Source organism: Nocardiopsis sp. EMB25 (genome assembly GCF_026797795.1).
GTDB classification, from domain to species: Bacteria; Actinomycetota; Actinomycetes; order Streptosporangiales; family Streptosporangiaceae; genus Nocardiopsis; species Nocardiopsis lucentensis.
In genome coordinates this window covers 3,449,413-3,464,077 of record NZ_JAMTDN010000001.1, presented here as the reverse complement: position 1 = coordinate 3,464,077, position 14,665 = coordinate 3,449,413, and the positions used below count along the sequence as shown (strand labels likewise).

Genomic DNA, 14,665 nt, shown 5'->3' with positions numbered 1-14,665 from the left:
GCCGTGGGCGCGGTACTCGCGACGATCGCCGGAAGGAAACCCGCACCACCGTCACGCCCAGCCCCGCTGACCAGCACGACGCCTTCGCCCGCGCGACCGGAACCCGCGAGTCCACCGACCTCACTTCCGGACCGTGAACCGGAGTGGACCAAGCACTACGAGGAGGCGCGGCGCACTCACGCGGATCGGGCGTGGGACCTGTTCACCCGGGGCGAGACGGAAACCTCGGCCGACACCGTGGTGGAGCTGCCGGAATTCGGGTGGTGTGAGGACGACGACGGAGTGCGGGCGGTGCGCCCCTATCTGGTCGCGCACGAACAGCGCCAACGCGCCGAACGGCGACGAACGTCTCCCCAAGCTTCTTTCCAGCCAGCGTCCACACCTCGTGCGTGTGACCAAGGTACTGATTCGGGAACTCCTGGCGAGTGGGACGAATTGGCGGGGCTGATTCGCCAATGGCACGCGCAACGCACGCCCGTGGCGTGACGAACGAGCGGTGATTCGGGCCCGTCTCCTTGCTGGAGGCGGGCCCTTTCGTTTGCCTCGCCTTCGTGTTTGCGCAGGTAGGGCGTGCGACATCAGATCGCGGTGGTTCTCTTCACATTTTTGGTCACTGTGAGTACCCGAAAACTGGTTGTGTCGTTACTCTGAGTGTGGTTAGTGTCACTCATCGAAAGCGCGGTGTTGGGGCCGTGCCCGGTGAGGAAACGGCGGTGAGGCATGCGCGGGCCTGTGACGGGTTGGGTGGCGGCAGCGTTGGTCCTGGCGGGATGCGCGGTAGAGGAGAGCGATCCCAGCAGCGAGCCGATGCCCACGCCCCCCACTCTTACGGCGCAGGCCAGCCCGTCTCCGACAGCGGAGGAGGCGGCGGTGGATGCCTACCTCGGGATGTGGGGGACGGTGGTCGAAGGCTCCCACGAAGGCACGGTCGGCCACCCGGATCTGGACGAGTACGCCTCGGGGCAGGCACTTGAACTCACCTCAGCGATGCTCCAAGGAGTGGTGGCGATAGGGGAACCAGTACTGAATCCCCAGGTGGTCGCCACCGAGCTCGATGACGATCCTGTCACTGTGCGTGTCGAGGATTGCGTCGACAGCTCGGGGTGGCTGGTCACGGACGAAGGCGAACCCGCCGATGTGGGGGAGAGAAAGCGCCTCGTCTCCGCCTCGGTTGTCTCCACCGACCATGGCTGGCGCGTGGACGACCTCTGGCTGGAGGACTACGGATCATGCTGACCCGAAAGTTCCCACACCCAGGGGCAACGCTCGGTGTGGGGTTTGTTGTGGTGTTCCTGGTCTTGTCTGCGCGGCCCGCCGCAGCCGAAACCCACGACTTCCTCGCCGATACCGACTGCTCGGGCAGTTCATGTCAGGTCACCATCCACAGCCCACCCCGTGAGCCGCCCCTGCCCAGTACGCCGTCCGGCGAGATCGGGAACACAGGTGTTTCTGAGACGCCTTGTGTGACTCCGGAAACGACCCGGTGCAGGGGGGTCCTACAGCCTCGGGTGGCGGAGTCGGAGTTTGACCCAGGCGCGCTGGCTGAGCAGGCCCGGGCGAGGATGCGGCTGCCCGAGCCCGACATCGGGACCGCGCCGCCTCTGGACAGGCCGAGGTTCGTGAACCTGCCCGCCTGGATGTGGATCGACGAGCAGGACTGGGAGCCGGTGTCGGCGACCGCGTCGGTCAGCGCCGGATCGGTGACGGTGGTCGCCTCTCCGCGGCGGGTGGTGTGGGACACCGGTGACGGGCGCGAGGTGGTGTGCGAGGTGCCGGGCACGGTGTTCTCTCCGCAGGTCTACCGGGAAGAGGGGTCTCCGGACTGCGGCCACACCTACATCACCCTGCCCCCGGGCGGCGCTGGTGCTCGGGTGGATCTGACGGCGGTGTGGGAGTGGGCGGTGTCATGGTCGACCACGGACGGGCGGGGCGGGGAGTTGGAGGACCTGGCCACCGCGTCGACGGTGGCGGTGCCGGTGAGTGAGATCCACGCGGTCGTCACTGACGTCCGCTGACAGCGCAGCAATCACGTTGAGGACGGAAGGGGGAGGGATGGTCGCGCTCGCGAATCCCAAACAAACCGATCGGGAAACCAGCAAAACAGATGAGAAGAACACCGGACAGGAATGGGAGTCGGTGCGGCTGGCGGCCCTCTCACGCCGCCGGTGGAAGTGGGCCTTGCTCGCGGCAGGGTTGATCGGTGCGGGAGGTATGGCCGGGGCCTGGGCTGGGTGGGTGTTGGATGACGCGCGTCCGGTCGCGGTGCTGGCGGCCGATCTCCCGGCCGGGCACGTGCTCACCGCCTCCGATGTGAGGTCGGTCGAGGTGGCCGAGGCTGACGGAGTGCGGATGTTGTCCCCGCAGGAGGTGGAGGGACAGGTGTTGACCCGGCCGACGCTCGCGGGTTCTTTGTTGGTGGATGGTTCGGTCGGGGATCGCGTGGTGTGGCCGGATCTGGGGCAGGCGGTGGTGGCGGTTCCCGTGTCCACGGTGCCCCAGGGCCTGGAGGCAGGGGCCACCGTGGACGTGGTCACCCCCACAGGAGGCGATGGTGATGCGGACGGTCCGCTGCGTGCGGTCACGGGGTCGGTGCACCGGGTCGTGCCCGACGAGGACACCCTCGGGGCCGGGCAGCAGGTGGTGGAGGTGGTGATGTCCCGCAACCAGGCCACCTACGTCTCCCGTGCGGTGGCCCAGGCGCCAGCGCAGCTCCTAGTCCTGAACCCGCACGACGATGCGCGGGCGGTCGCGGTGATGGGAGGTGGGGAATGATCGTCGCGGTGTGCTCCCTGGGCGGGGCTCCGGGGGTGACGAGTCTGGCGACCGCCCTGGCGGCGGCCTGGCCCTCGTCCCCGGTGACGGTTCCGGTGCTGGTGGAGGCCGACGCCTCCGGTGGGGATCTGGCGGCCTGGCACGGCATCGACCTCCACGACTCTCCGGCGGGGGTGGTGTCATTGGCCGCCGCCTCCCGCACACCAGTACCGGTGTCTCTGCCTGCGGATGTGTGGGCGGAGGCAGGAGTCGAGGGTGCGTCGTCGGCCCACGCTCCGTTGGTGAACCACGCGGTCGAGCTCCCAGGCGGACTGCGGGTGGTACCGGCTCCGGCTGACCCGTTGGAGGCGGGGCGGGCGGTGGACGTGCTGGCCCACAACCCGAGCCTGCTGCGGACGGGGCGGGTGAGCGTGGTGGATGTGGGGAGGGCGGTGCCGGGGTCTGCTGGGGCGTTGCTGGTCCGTCACGCCGATGTCGTCGTGGTCCTCACCCAAGCGGGCGATGTGGGGCACGCCGCTCGGCTGCGGGCGTGCGCCCCGATCCTGGCCTCACTCCGTGAAGAGGGAGCGCGCGTGGGGTTGGCCATCACCGGCCCCTGCCCCCACTCCGACGGCGAGGTGTCGAAGGTGGCGTCGGGTTTGCCGGTGTGGGCGCGTATCCCGCACGACCCCACCGGGGCGGGCCTGGTCCAGGGCGAGTACCGCCCACCGGCCCGGCTGCGGGACCGGCTGGCCGCCTGGTGGTCCGAACGCCGCGACCCCGACAGTTTGGAATGGATGCCGTTGATCAAAGCCGCCAAATCCCTGGCCGAGCTGTGTGACGACTTCTCCGGCCTCGGCCTGTCCCACGAGGAACAGAAGGAACAGGACCTCGGCATGTCCAAAGAACAGCGTGACTCGACGGTGGTGAACATAGCGTGACGGCGACGAACGACATCCCGCGCCTCCCGTCGCCTCGGGAAGCAGGGGCGGACGAGGTCTCCCTTCGGGCTACCGCGGTGGCCCTGGCCGTCCGGGTCACCGAACAGCTCATCACCACCCCCGGCGAGGCGGTGGATGAGGACCGGGTGGCCCAGCTCGTGAACCGGTTGCTGGAGGAACGGGCCCGCACCGCCCTGATCCAGGGAACAGCAGGATTAACACCAGCGGACGAGGCCCGGCTGCGCCAACTGGTTCTGGACCATGTCCTGGGGTTGGGGCCGTTGGAGGAGCTGCTCGCCGAGCCGGACGTGGAGAACATCCACGTGATCGGCAGCGATCCGGTGATCGTGGACTTCGGCGGAGGCCGCCGAGAGCACCGTTCAGCGGTGGCGGACACCGACGCTGACCTCGTCGCGCTCGTTCAGCGGGTCGCTGCCCGCGCCCCCGGTGGGGAGCGCCGCTTCGATGTGGCCGCGCCGATCCTGTCCATGGAACTGGAGGACGGCTCCCGGCTGTCGGCGGTGATGCCCGGGATCGCGGCTCGACCGACAGTGACGATCCGCCGCCACCCCACCCACCACCTGCGATTGAAGGACCTGGCCCGCTCAGGGATGGTCGACCAGACCGCACGCGAGTTGCTCACCGCGGCGCTCCGGGCCCGAGCGAACCTCATCATCAGCGGTGCCACGAACGCGGGCAAGACCACCCTGCTGCGCGCCCTGCTGAGCCTGCTCGATGGAGAGCGGGTCATCACCATCGAGGACTCCCTCGAACTGGGGCTGCACCGCCACCTGACAGATGCGGACGTGGTCGCCTTGCAGGGCCGTCCCGCGAACATCGAAGGGGTCGGCGAGGTGACATTGGCCGAGCTGGTACGGGCGGCGCTGCGGATGTGCCCGGACCGGGTGATCGTCGGAGAGACCCGAGGCCCGGAGACCCTCGCACTGCTGAACGCGATGTCGATGGGCACAGACGGGTCGATGTCCACCATCCACGCCTCCAGCTCACAGCAGGTGTTCACCAAACTGGCCGCCTACTGCGCACAAGCCCCGGAACGGTTGACACCTTCGGCGACAGCATCCCTAGTGGGGACGGCGGTGCACCTGGTCGCCCACATCGACACCACCCCGGCCGGGGAGCGCGTGGTCACGAGTATCCGAGAGGTCGTGGGGTCGGAGGGCGAGCAGGTCATCTCCAACGAGCTGTATGTTCGAGCGGTCGACGAACCCGTCGGGACCGTGGCGTGCGCTCCCAGCGGTTCGGTCGGCCAGCGCCTGCTCCGGGCCGGGTTCATGGGGCGGGGGTGGGTGTGATGCCCGGCTGGGATTGGACGGTTGGGGGACTGGCCTTCGGCGGAGCCCTGCTGGGGGCAGGGGCCGTCTGTGCCGTCTACGCGTTGAGCTTCGTCTCCTGGCACACGGTCTCCACCGCGCCTTCGCTACGCCGTTGGACCACTCTTCTGCGCCAGCGCCGGTTGTGGATGCGCATGTTTGGAGCCCTTGCTGCTGGGGCCGTGGTTGGTGTGGTCACGGGGTGGCCGATCGGGGTCGTGCTCGCCGCAGCGGCCGGGTGGTCGATACCCGCCCTGCTCGGCCCCGACACCACGGCCCGGGCCGAAGCTGACCTCGCCGAAGCCCTCGCCTCCTGGGCCGAACAGCTCCGCGACATGATCACCGCAGCCTCGGGGTTGCACCAGGCCATCACCGCCACCGTGCCCGTCGCCCCGGACCTGATCCGCGAGCACATCCAGGCGTTGGAGGCCCGGCTGCGCGCCGGACAGTCGATGGAGCAGGCCGCCACGGTGTTCGCTGAGAAGGTCGACTCCGACCTGGGGGATCTGATCGCGATCACCCTGACCATGGGCGCCTCCCGCCAGAGCGGAGACGTGGCCGGGTCCCTGTCCAGGCTGGCGGAAACAGCGCGGGAGAGGGCCACGACGGTGGTCCGGGTGTCGGCGTCGCGGGCCAGGGTGCGCTCCTCGGTGCGCATCATCGCTGCCGCCACCACCCTCATGCTCCTGGGCATGGCTGCGTTCAACCCCGCCTTCCTCCAGCCACTGGGCACGCTGTCTGGCCAGCTCGTGCTCGCACTGGCCGGAGGGCTGTGGGCGGCCTCGTTCTTCTGGTTGGCCCGCCTCGCCTCACCGCCGAAGACACCGCGCCCCTTCCGCCCCGCCTCCGTGGAAGCCGCCACGGTAGGAGGTGGCGTCCGTTGAGCGTTCTCATGCTGGGCGCGGCCGGAACCTTCCTGGGGGCCGGAGTGTTCGCCGCCGCCTACGGTCTACGTCGTCCCACGCTCGTCGAACGCCTCACACCTCGCCCGGCTCCGAAGCCGTTGGCTCCTGCCGGACGAGGGTGGGCGCAGCGGATGGGTCACCGTGCGGGACGCCTCATGGCCAGGGCGGGTATCCCTGGTCCGGCCATGACCCGAACCCTTCAGGTGTTGGGAACGCCGGTGGATGCCTACCGGGCGGAGAAGGCCGCAGCCACCTGCGTCGGAGTCCTGCTGGCAGCGGTACTGGTCACGGTCGGCGGTGCGGTCCTTCCCACCCCTGGGGTCGCGTGGCTGCTCGCCGGACTGGCTGCTGGTGTCTGCTTCCTGGCCCCGGATCTGGCTGCTCGTCACGCTGCCGCCGAACACCGGGCCGAGCTGCGCGCCGTCGTCTCCGGTCTGGCTGACCTGGTCGTCATGGGGTTGGCGGCGGGCGCGGGAACCACCAGCGCCCTCACCACCGCCCTTCAACACGGGCACGGCCGCGCTCCGGAGCGTCTCCGCCAGGCCGTGCACGTTGCGACCCTGCGCCACCGGCCCGAGTGGGAAGGCCTGGAGTCCCTCGTCCAGGAGACGGGGGTGCGCGAGCTCGGTGAGCTGGCCGCGTCGTTGCGGTTGGGCGGTGCGTCGGGGGCGCGTACCCGCACCTCGTTGACGGCGAAGGCGTCGTCGTTGCGGGCCCGCCGTTTGGCGGAGGCCGAGGCCGCCGCGCACGCGGCCACCGAACGCATGACCCTGCCCACCACGGGCCTGGTGGCCGGGTTCCTGGTGCTGATCAGCTATGTCGCCCTCACCCACGTGATGGCCGGTTTCTAGACAGAAAAAGAGGGTTGCTGATGCAAGGGCTCCTTCGGCGTGCCCACAGCCGTGTACGCACCTGGCTCATATCGTCACGCGGTGTCAGATCGGATGCGGGGTCGGCGACCACGGACTGGATCCTGATCATCATGGTGTCGATCACCATCGCCACCGTCGTCGGAGGCATCCTCGTGAGGGAGTTCACCACGGCGGCCGAGTCCATCGACCTGGGCGTGAACCGATGACCAGGCGGTACCAGCGGTGGGGGAGCCGCAGTGACCGGGGGAGCGCAGAGCCGCTGTTCATCCTGCCGATCGTGTTCGTGATGGTGGTGGGGGTGGCGCAGGTGGGGGTGTGGGCGCATGCCCAGCACCGTGCCCAGGCGATCGCCGCCCAGACCCTAGCGGCGGCCCGTGCTTTCGACGGCTCCACCGCCTTGGCCCACGAGCGGGCCGAGCAGGCCCAGACCCAGCTGGGCGGCGGGATGCTCCGTCGGGTGGAGGTCGAGGTCGAGCGCACCGTCGACCTCGCGAGTGTGCAGGTGACAGCGCGAAGCGCGAGTCTGCTGCCGGGGGTCGGGTTGCCGGTGGCTTCGGAGCTGTCCGGCCCGGTCGAGCGCCTCACACCATGAACGCTCTGATTCAGTGTGCGCGACGTGGGCTCGGGCATCGTGACGATTCCGGGAGTGCGTCGGTGGAGCTGGTGTTGCTGGCCCCGGTACTGGTCGTGGTCTTGGTGCTGGTGGTTATCGCTGGACGTCAGGTCTCGGCCTCCTTGATCGTCCAGGGCGCCGCCTCGTCCGCTGCACGTGCTGCCTCGCTGCAACGTGACACGGTCTCCGCTCGCGCCCAGGCATGGGGGACTGCCAAGCGGGAGCTGGCCGATCGGGGCGTGGCCTGCACCCCCTTTACCGCCGCCGTGGACACCACACGGTTCGAAGCGGGTGGCTCTGTGTCGGTGGAGGTGGCGTGCACGGTCACCGTCATCGACCTGGGCGGCCTTGGCGGGCAGCGCACCCTGTACGCCACCGCTACCTCACCGATCGATTCCTACCGAGGACAGGAGCCATGAACCGACTGACAGAGCGGTGGCGAGGTCAGGACGAGGGGCAGGCGTCGGTGTTCCTGCTCATGCTCGTGCCCGTCGTGATGATCGTGTTCGCGCTGGTGTGGGAGGCGGGACAGATGCTGGTGGCCAAGGCGGAGCTGTTGTCGGTGGCGCATTCCGCGGCACGTGCCGGAGCCCACCAGCTGGACGGCTCGGCGAGCCTTGCCGGGGGGAGCCCGGTCCTGGACGCCGACAGGGCCAGCCAGGCCGCCCTCGACCACCTGGGTTCAGCAGGTTTGGGCGGTCAGGTGGTCGTTGAGGACAACCGGGTGGTCGTGCTGGCCCGTAGCACCTTCACCCCCGCCCTGTTGCCGGTTGGGTCCCGTGAGATCGAGGCCGAGGCCACCGCGACCGCGCTCCACCCCCCGCTGGGGTGATGCCGCCCTGGGGCATGCGGCTCATGTCCCGGAACAGATCGGAAGAGAGCGAAAGGGGCTAGGTATGCCGCGAAGTGCGTGGTCCGTGGCGGGGGAAGTCCTGGTCACGGTGGTGCTGTTGGTGGGGCCGCCGTGGTTGGCGACCCGGTTGGAGTGGCCGCTGGGCCAGGACACCACCTGGGTGTGGTTCCTCCAGTACCTGCGCGGAGGGAGCCTCCCCGACGAGGTCGTGCTCGCCTTCTTCGTCGTGTTCCTGTGGGCGGTCTGGGCGGTCCACCTGGTGATCGTCGCCTTGGACATCATCGCCGTAGCGCGCGGGTTGGTGCCCCGGGTGGGGCTGGTGCGATTGATGTGGGTGCTGGTGGCCGGGGGTGCGACCGCGACCTCCACTCAGACCACGGCTCTGGCGGCGCACACGACGGACGCGGTGGCCGAAGCGCCAACTGTGGCCGCCACGCCTCCGGCCCAGGAGACCTCAGAAGTGGGGGAGGAAGCGAAGCCGGGAGACGTCTTCGACCGCACCAGCATCCTGGCGGGGTTCGGGTTCGACTCGGCCGACCTCACCCCAGGGATGGCCGAGTCCTTGGAGCCGACCATCGGGTTGATCGCCGACTTCGGGCACTCGGAGGAGCCGGTCGTGGTGACCGGGCACACCGACCCGATCGGTGACCCCTCCTACAACCGGGGCCTGTCCGAGCAGCGCGCCCAGGCGGTCGCGGACCACCTAGCCGACCAGTTGGACGCCGACGTCGAGATCCAGGTGGTCGGGATGGGGGCTGCCCAACCTCCGTCGCATCCTCGCGCGTCGTATGGCGAGTATCGGCGGGTGGAGATCTCCTACACCCTTCAACGCACCACCCCCGCCCCTGTGCCCGAGCCATCAGCGGTGTCCGGGGCCGACGCCACCTTCAAGACCTCTTCGGAGGCGGCCTCCGCTCCGGAGCGGGAGGGGGTTGGTGTGACCACCGCGGCCGAGGAGAACACCGTGCTTGACCTCGCCGGGGTCGGGCTGGTCTCCGGGGCGATCGGTGCGGGGGTCGGCTACGCGGCTGGACGACGACGGGCATCGGCGACGCGTCGGAAGCCAGCTACTGGTGGTGGGTCGCTGACCGGTTCTGAGGACCTCTCGGCGGGAGCCGTCACCGATGACACCTCACTGAGCCAGGAGAACCTGGTGCGCCAGGACGCCGAAGGGCTCGCGCGTGGTGTCGTCGACGAGGACGGCTACCTGCTCGTTGCTGACACGGTCCGGGTGAACAGCGCTGGGGGTGTGGCGTTCGTCGGAGTCAACGCGGTGCGTGTGCTCGCGGCCCTGGCCGCAGGCCACGCCCCTGGACCCGTTATCGCCACCCGCCCGGTCGCCACGGCCCTCCTGACAGCAGGAACGCCGCTGGGGGGTGTGCAGGTGGCCTCCGACCTCGCTCACGCACTGGTTGTGGTGGAGGCGGAGCTGTTGACCTGCGCACGAGACCAGGACGAGCGCGGCGACGAGGCCAGCGCACCTGTCGCCATCGTTCCGCCTGTGCTGGTCTTGGTGGAAGCGAGCGACCTGGACGCCGACAAGGGGCTGCCAGCCGTGCTCACTGCCACTTCTGGGGTGCTGGTGTGCGCTCTCGGCGGCACCGACCACGTCGGGGCCACGGTGGACTGCGGGGACACCCACCGGGTGCGGGTTCGAACCCTGGAGGGGGAGGTGACTCGCGAGGGTGCTCTGCGATTGTGGAGCCCACCACAGGGCCGGGAGGAGCACGAAGGCGCCCCCAGCGACAAGGAACCCCCACCCGTTATGGAACACACTGCTGAAACGGAGGGGGAGGCACCCGGCCAGGGCGAGGAGGAACCGGAACAGCCCCAGGTACCTGCGAGCTCTGGAGAAGAACACCCCGAGGCCAGTGACGACCACGAGCGCCGCGCCGAGTCAGAACACGCTCCCGGCCCTGAAAGGGACGCGACGGATCAAGTTGAGGGGAGTCAGCCCAAGGTCACCATTCGGCTGTTCGCACCGCACCTGGTGTGTGAGGTCAACGGTCGGGACGTCTTGACCGGAGCGCGTACGGCAGCACGGACGCTGCTGTCGCTTCTCGCGCTGCACCCAAACGGGGTCAGTCTTGCGGAGGCGGCGCAGGTCCTCGCCCCTGGCGCCGAGGACGATGCCGCGAGGAAGGCCGTACACAATGCCGTGAGCCGACTCCGGAAACCTGTGCGGGATGCCTTGGGTACGAACTCCCCCATCGTCTTGCAGGACAAGGGGCGCTACCGGGTACAAGAAGAATTCTTCCATGTCGACGTCTGGGAGTTCGCGCAAGCCTACGCTCGGATCAAGAATCACCGGTCGGAGAGCGAAGAAGAGGACCTGCGGCGACTGGTCGGTGTGTATAAGGCGCATCTTCTCTGTGATGTGGAAGGCGAGTGGATTGAAGATTCTCGCCGCCATTGGCAGATGATGTTTGCGGATACGTGTGTGCGCCTGGCGCGGAAGGTGCCTGGCCATGAAGAGCGCGTCGAACTACTGGAGAGGGTGATCTCCATAGACACTCGAAACGAGGCTCTGTATCAGGAACTAATGGAAGTCTACGCTTCGATGGGGCGCATGGATTCGGTGCACCGAGCGTATAATTCCCTGGCTGAATCCTTGAAGGCTGTCAAGAGTCAACCGAGCCAGCGCAGTAGAGAGCTTTTGGAGAACCTCGAGCGCGGCGCGGGGGCCACACCCTCCACGACCTGAATGGGTCGAGGCGAGGAAGGGGTGTGTGATGCTGTCCGGTAAGTGGTCCTGTGACGCCGCCGGTAAGTACGCCGGTAAGTGGTCCTGTGCCTGTTCCGGTAAGCGGGCCGCTTAGATCGGCCCACCCACAGGCGACTATCCATGCAGGTCAAGCCCGGTCTGGGTGGGCCTTTCGCAATCCAGACTTATACCCAGTGGGTAGTCATCTTCACGTAGGGGGCGGGCGACCCCCTCCTTGTCCGGGGCGGGCCCGGCCCGCCCCGCCCCCCGCTCAGCCCCTATCTCTCCCCCCACCCACCCCTCCCCCTCCTCTCCTCCGCCACTACTCATAAAAAACAACCACAGGCACACAACGCCCGTTGTGTGCCTTTTCTATGATCACCCAGAACAGCGGCACGCATAAAAATCATGATCGCCCACCACCGCCTGGCGGATGCCCTCACGCGCGTACGCGCGCGGGCGCGGTTCCTCCCTGTGGTCGCGCGCGGAAAAGTTTCCGCGAAAAAGTCCGCGAAGCGGTTTGACAAACCCGCGCCGACCAAGTTCCTATTGGCGTGCTCCCCGGGGCGGTTCACCCGCCCGGGGTGGGGTGGAAGATTCTTCCGCGACGCGAGTTGACAAACCCGCGCCACCCAAGTTCACCTTGGGTCACACCCCGAAACGGACACCGTTTCCGGGGTGGGTGGAAAAAGGTTCTCGACGCGAGTTGACAAACACCGGTCAACCAAGTGAACCTCGGACCGCCAACACGAACACCCGGCAATTCTAGGGGGTTTACCGAATGCGCACCATGCGCGCTATCGCAATCATTACCGGGCGTGTGTTCGTACCGCCCCGACCACCGACGGACGCCGAGCTGGCCAACCGGGCCCGGGCCCAACGCGCCCGGGAATTGGCCACCGACTACGAGGAGGCCATCGACCGGGAGCTGGCCGCACGGGGGCGGGCGGTGCACCTGCACCGCACCCAACCGACGAGCCCGGCGGCGCGCCGGGCCGGTGAGGACCACGCCCGGGCCGAACGGTACCGCGAGGACCTGGGGAGCGTGCTGTTCCAACTGCACGCGCACCGGAGGTTTCCGGCCACCGCACGGCGCTGAATCCACCGCTACGACGAAGGAGGACGTGATGACGAAGAGGACCACACCTCGGGTGTTCGGCTCGCTGATGACGTGCCCGGAATGCCTGGAGCGGGTGCGCAACCTCCCGCCCACCGACTGGGCACCGAGCTGGAACAGGCCCGACTACAGCCACCGGGACGGGTCCACGCTATGCGCCACCTACGGTGACCTGCCCGGTCAGACCAAGAGCGGGGCCCAGACCGTGAGGCCGGTCGTGTTCGTGCCCCTGAAGGAGTTCACCTCGGCCTGATGCGGCCGGTCTGAAGGCGGCCACCTTCAGACCGGCCCCACCGAAGACACCCGCGCCCACCCGGCACGAACTACCAACCCGTCTCGGGTCGGGTGCGGGCCTTACACAACAACCCATGAAAGGGAGTGTGCTGTGAGCACGAGTATGCCCTACCGGACGCCGATCCACATCACGCCCGACCACATCGCCGATCTGCGCGAGGCCGCGCCCAGCGCGTGTCTGACCTGGGACGAGGACACAGGCAACGTCGAAGCGGTCCTGCCCCGCAAGGCGATCGTCCCGACCCGGATGATCATCACCTCCCAGCGCGGGCTGGGCGAGCTGACCGACCTCTACACGGCCGAGGGACGGAAGGCCACCGATGAGGACCTCGCCGAGGACCTGACCGACATCGCCACCGACTGGCTGACCACGTGGCCGGAGGTCCGCGCCATGAACCTGATGTGTGAGGACCTGCGCAGCCACCTGGCCGACTGGTGCGTATACCTGACGCAGGCCCCCACCGTTGAGCCGCGCACGCGGGGGCTGCCCCGGATGACGGACTACTACCGCCTGGCCGACTGCGACCGGATCGCAGAGGTGACCATGACCTGGGCCTTCCAGGAACCGACCCGGATCCTCAGCCATAACCCGACCGACGAGGCGCGACCGGTCGCGGACCTGGCTCTGGACACCGGCGGAACGCTGACCTACCGGGCGGCCTCGGACCTGATCGCGGGCACGGTCTGGCAGGCCCTGGACCTGAACGGCTAACCGCACCGCACCCTCGGGGCCACCCCACCTCACGGGGGCGGGGCGGCCCCACCCCGAACCCACACACCTCGCGCCGAGCGCTGTGTTCGGCGCGTCCACACGAAGGGACTCACCGTGACGATCGTTCGTACGATGCGTGACCGGTTCGCCGATCAGGAAGTCACCACCGACATGCTCGACCACCTGCGCCAGGCCGGTCCGGGCACCCTGATCACCGCAGGGCTGAACCAGAACATCATCGAGGCCACCCGCGCCCAGATGCTCGCCCCCGGCAACCGCGCCAACGTCATCCTCTACGGCCACGGCGACCTCGCCCACGACCTCGATCACTACGACGGGAACCTGGCCGGAATCGCCCACGCGTTGACCGAGCAGACCTGGGACTGCCTGGACAACTGGGCCCACCGCACCATGCGCACCGGGGCCCTCATCCGCGCCCTGCGCGACGACATGCGCCTGAACGGGATGAACCTGAACCGCCGCCCGGTCTACGGGCGCACCGAGGCGAGTCTGACCACAGTCACCGACACCTACACCTTCCGGGACAACCCCCGGATCACGTTCACCACGTGCGCGGTGCAGTACACCTCCACCCGAGGCCGGGCCCTGCTGACCATGTTCGACCACGGCCACCAGGTTGGGGCCTGGCCCATGCCCCTGACCCGGACCGGGGTGCCCGACCCGGTCAGGGAGGCCCCCGTGCGCGCCCGCGCCCACCTGGACCTGCGCCCCTAACCGCGCACACCGCCCGGGGCCGCCCCTATCCGGAGGGGCGGGGCGGCCCCGGCCACCCAACACCCATGTATCTCGCGCCGAGCGTGTGGTTCGGCGCGCCCACAAGAAGGGACTCACCGTGATCGCAGGAATCACCACCGACACCGCCGGGGAATGGTTCGCCCACGCCCGCATCACCGAGCGCCTGCTCAAGAAGCTGCTCGCCAAGGGACGCCAGGCGGTGATCGTCGCCGACGTGCCCCGACGCCGCTACCGGGTCGTCAACTCCCGCTCCCTGGACCTGACCTCACAGTCGACCTTCATCGTGTACGGCTACGCCGACCTGGTCGCCGACCTGACCAAGCCCGAGGGGTTCACCTGGCAGGACGTGGCCCACAACGTCGACCACGCCGTCCTGGACATGATGGACGACTGGTTGGCCGACACCGTGCGGGTCAACCCGGTCGTGATCCAGATGCGGCAGGCCATGCGCGCCCAGGGGTTCGAGATCAACGGCCGCTCCTGGTTCCGCGAGGACGGGGCCGTCGTCGACTCCTACGTGTACACGCCCAACATGGCCGTGACACTCAACCTGTTCCCCGCCGCCTTCGGCCCGCCGCCCCTGCCCTTCACCCTCGAGGTGTACCAGGCCTACACCCGGCCGTTGGCACACGGGTCCGGGGAACTGACCGCCGACAGCGTCGATGCCACCGCCGAGGTGTTGCACGACACGGTCCGCGAGGTGTTGCCGCACCTGGAGTCCTAGCCCGCTGACACCACCCGGGGCCGCCCCCTACCCGAGGGGCGGGGCGGCCCCGGCCACCCAACACCCATGTATCTCGCGCCGAGCGCTGTGTT

Annotated in this window: 16 protein-coding genes; all 16 read left to right on the top strand. The window is 68.7% G+C overall.

Translation table 11 applies throughout. The features are described 5' to 3' along the window. The first annotated feature begins 870 nt into the window (after positions 1 to 870). The 16 genes from KIK06_RS14975 to KIK06_RS14900 all read left to right on the top strand — a co-directional run bounded on the left by KIK06_RS14975 (position 871) and on the right by KIK06_RS14900 (position 14,573). Positions 871 to 1,236 (top strand): hypothetical protein, encoded by a 366-nt coding sequence (locus tag KIK06_RS14975; RefSeq protein WP_268643615.1) that lies wholly within the window; start codon positions 871 to 873, stop codon positions 1,234 to 1,236. A 272-nt stretch (positions 1,237 to 1,508) separates the two neighbouring features. Beyond that, positions 1,509 to 2,015 (top strand): hypothetical protein, encoded by a 507-nt coding sequence (locus KIK06_RS14970; RefSeq protein ID WP_268643614.1) that lies wholly within the window; start codon positions 1,509 to 1,511, stop codon positions 2,013 to 2,015. Between the two features lie 220 nt (positions 2,016 to 2,235). Beyond that, entirely contained in the window at positions 2,236 to 2,772 is a 537-nt protein-coding gene (locus KIK06_RS14965; protein WP_268643613.1) for an SAF domain-containing protein, read from the top strand. Next, the gene (locus KIK06_RS14960) at positions 2,769 to 3,692 is read left to right on the top strand and encodes a hypothetical protein (protein WP_268643612.1); all 924 of its coding nucleotides are present in this window, start codon (positions 2,769 to 2,771) and stop codon (positions 3,690 to 3,692) included. Before KIK06_RS14965 ends, KIK06_RS14960 begins: the two co-directional genes overlap by 4 nt. Next, positions 3,689 to 5,005: a CpaF family protein gene (locus tag KIK06_RS14955; RefSeq protein WP_268643611.1), complete on the top strand. Its 1,317-nt coding sequence runs from the start codon at positions 3,689 to 3,691 to the stop codon at positions 5,003 to 5,005. The genes KIK06_RS14960 and KIK06_RS14955 overlap by 4 nt, the downstream gene beginning before the upstream one ends. Then, the gene (locus KIK06_RS14950) at positions 5,005 to 5,907 is read left to right on the top strand and encodes a type II secretion system F family protein (protein WP_268643610.1); all 903 of its coding nucleotides are present in this window, start codon (positions 5,005 to 5,007) and stop codon (positions 5,905 to 5,907) included. The genes KIK06_RS14955 and KIK06_RS14950 overlap by 1 nt, the downstream gene beginning before the upstream one ends. Positions 5,908 to 6,113: 206 nt before the next feature. Then, complete coding sequence (locus KIK06_RS14945; protein ID WP_268643609.1) at positions 6,114 to 6,779, top strand: type II secretion system F family protein; 666 nt, start codon at positions 6,114 to 6,116, stop codon at positions 6,777 to 6,779. Between the two features lie 223 nt (positions 6,780 to 7,002). After that, positions 7,003 to 7,392 (top strand): TadE/TadG family type IV pilus assembly protein, encoded by a 390-nt coding sequence (locus KIK06_RS14940; protein WP_268643608.1) that lies wholly within the window; start codon positions 7,003 to 7,005, stop codon positions 7,390 to 7,392. Positions 7,393 to 7,454: 62 nt separating this feature from the next. Next, entirely contained in the window at positions 7,455 to 7,832 is a 378-nt protein-coding gene (locus tag KIK06_RS14935) for a TadE/TadG family type IV pilus assembly protein (protein WP_268643607.1), read from the top strand. Next, entirely contained in the window at positions 7,829 to 8,245 is a 417-nt protein-coding gene (locus tag KIK06_RS14930; protein ID WP_268643605.1) for a pilus assembly protein TadG-related protein, read from the top strand. Before KIK06_RS14935 ends, KIK06_RS14930 begins: the two co-directional genes overlap by 4 nt. A gap of 85 nt (positions 8,246 to 8,330) precedes the next feature. After that, entirely contained in the window at positions 8,331 to 10,970 is a 2,640-nt protein-coding gene (locus KIK06_RS14925; protein WP_268643604.1) for an OmpA family protein, read from the top strand. 790 nt (positions 10,971 to 11,760) lie between these two features. Further along, entirely contained in the window at positions 11,761 to 12,069 is a 309-nt protein-coding gene (locus KIK06_RS14920; RefSeq protein WP_268643603.1) for a hypothetical protein, read from the top strand. A 28-nt stretch (positions 12,070 to 12,097) separates the two neighbouring features. Continuing rightward, a complete protein-coding gene (locus KIK06_RS14915; protein WP_268643601.1) occupies positions 12,098 to 12,340 on the top strand; it encodes a hypothetical protein in 243 nt (80 codons plus the stop codon). A 132-nt stretch (positions 12,341 to 12,472) separates the two neighbouring features. Further along, a complete protein-coding gene (locus KIK06_RS14910; protein WP_268643600.1) occupies positions 12,473 to 13,093 on the top strand; it encodes a hypothetical protein in 621 nt (206 codons plus the stop codon). Between the two features lie 114 nt (positions 13,094 to 13,207). After that, positions 13,208 to 13,828, top strand: a complete 621-nt coding sequence (locus KIK06_RS14905; RefSeq protein WP_268643599.1) for a hypothetical protein — start codon at positions 13,208 to 13,210, stop codon at positions 13,826 to 13,828. A gap of 118 nt (positions 13,829 to 13,946) precedes the next feature. Further along, positions 13,947 to 14,573 (top strand): hypothetical protein, encoded by a 627-nt coding sequence (locus tag KIK06_RS14900; RefSeq protein WP_268643598.1) that lies wholly within the window; start codon positions 13,947 to 13,949, stop codon positions 14,571 to 14,573. Positions 14,574 to 14,665 lie beyond the last annotated feature (92 nt).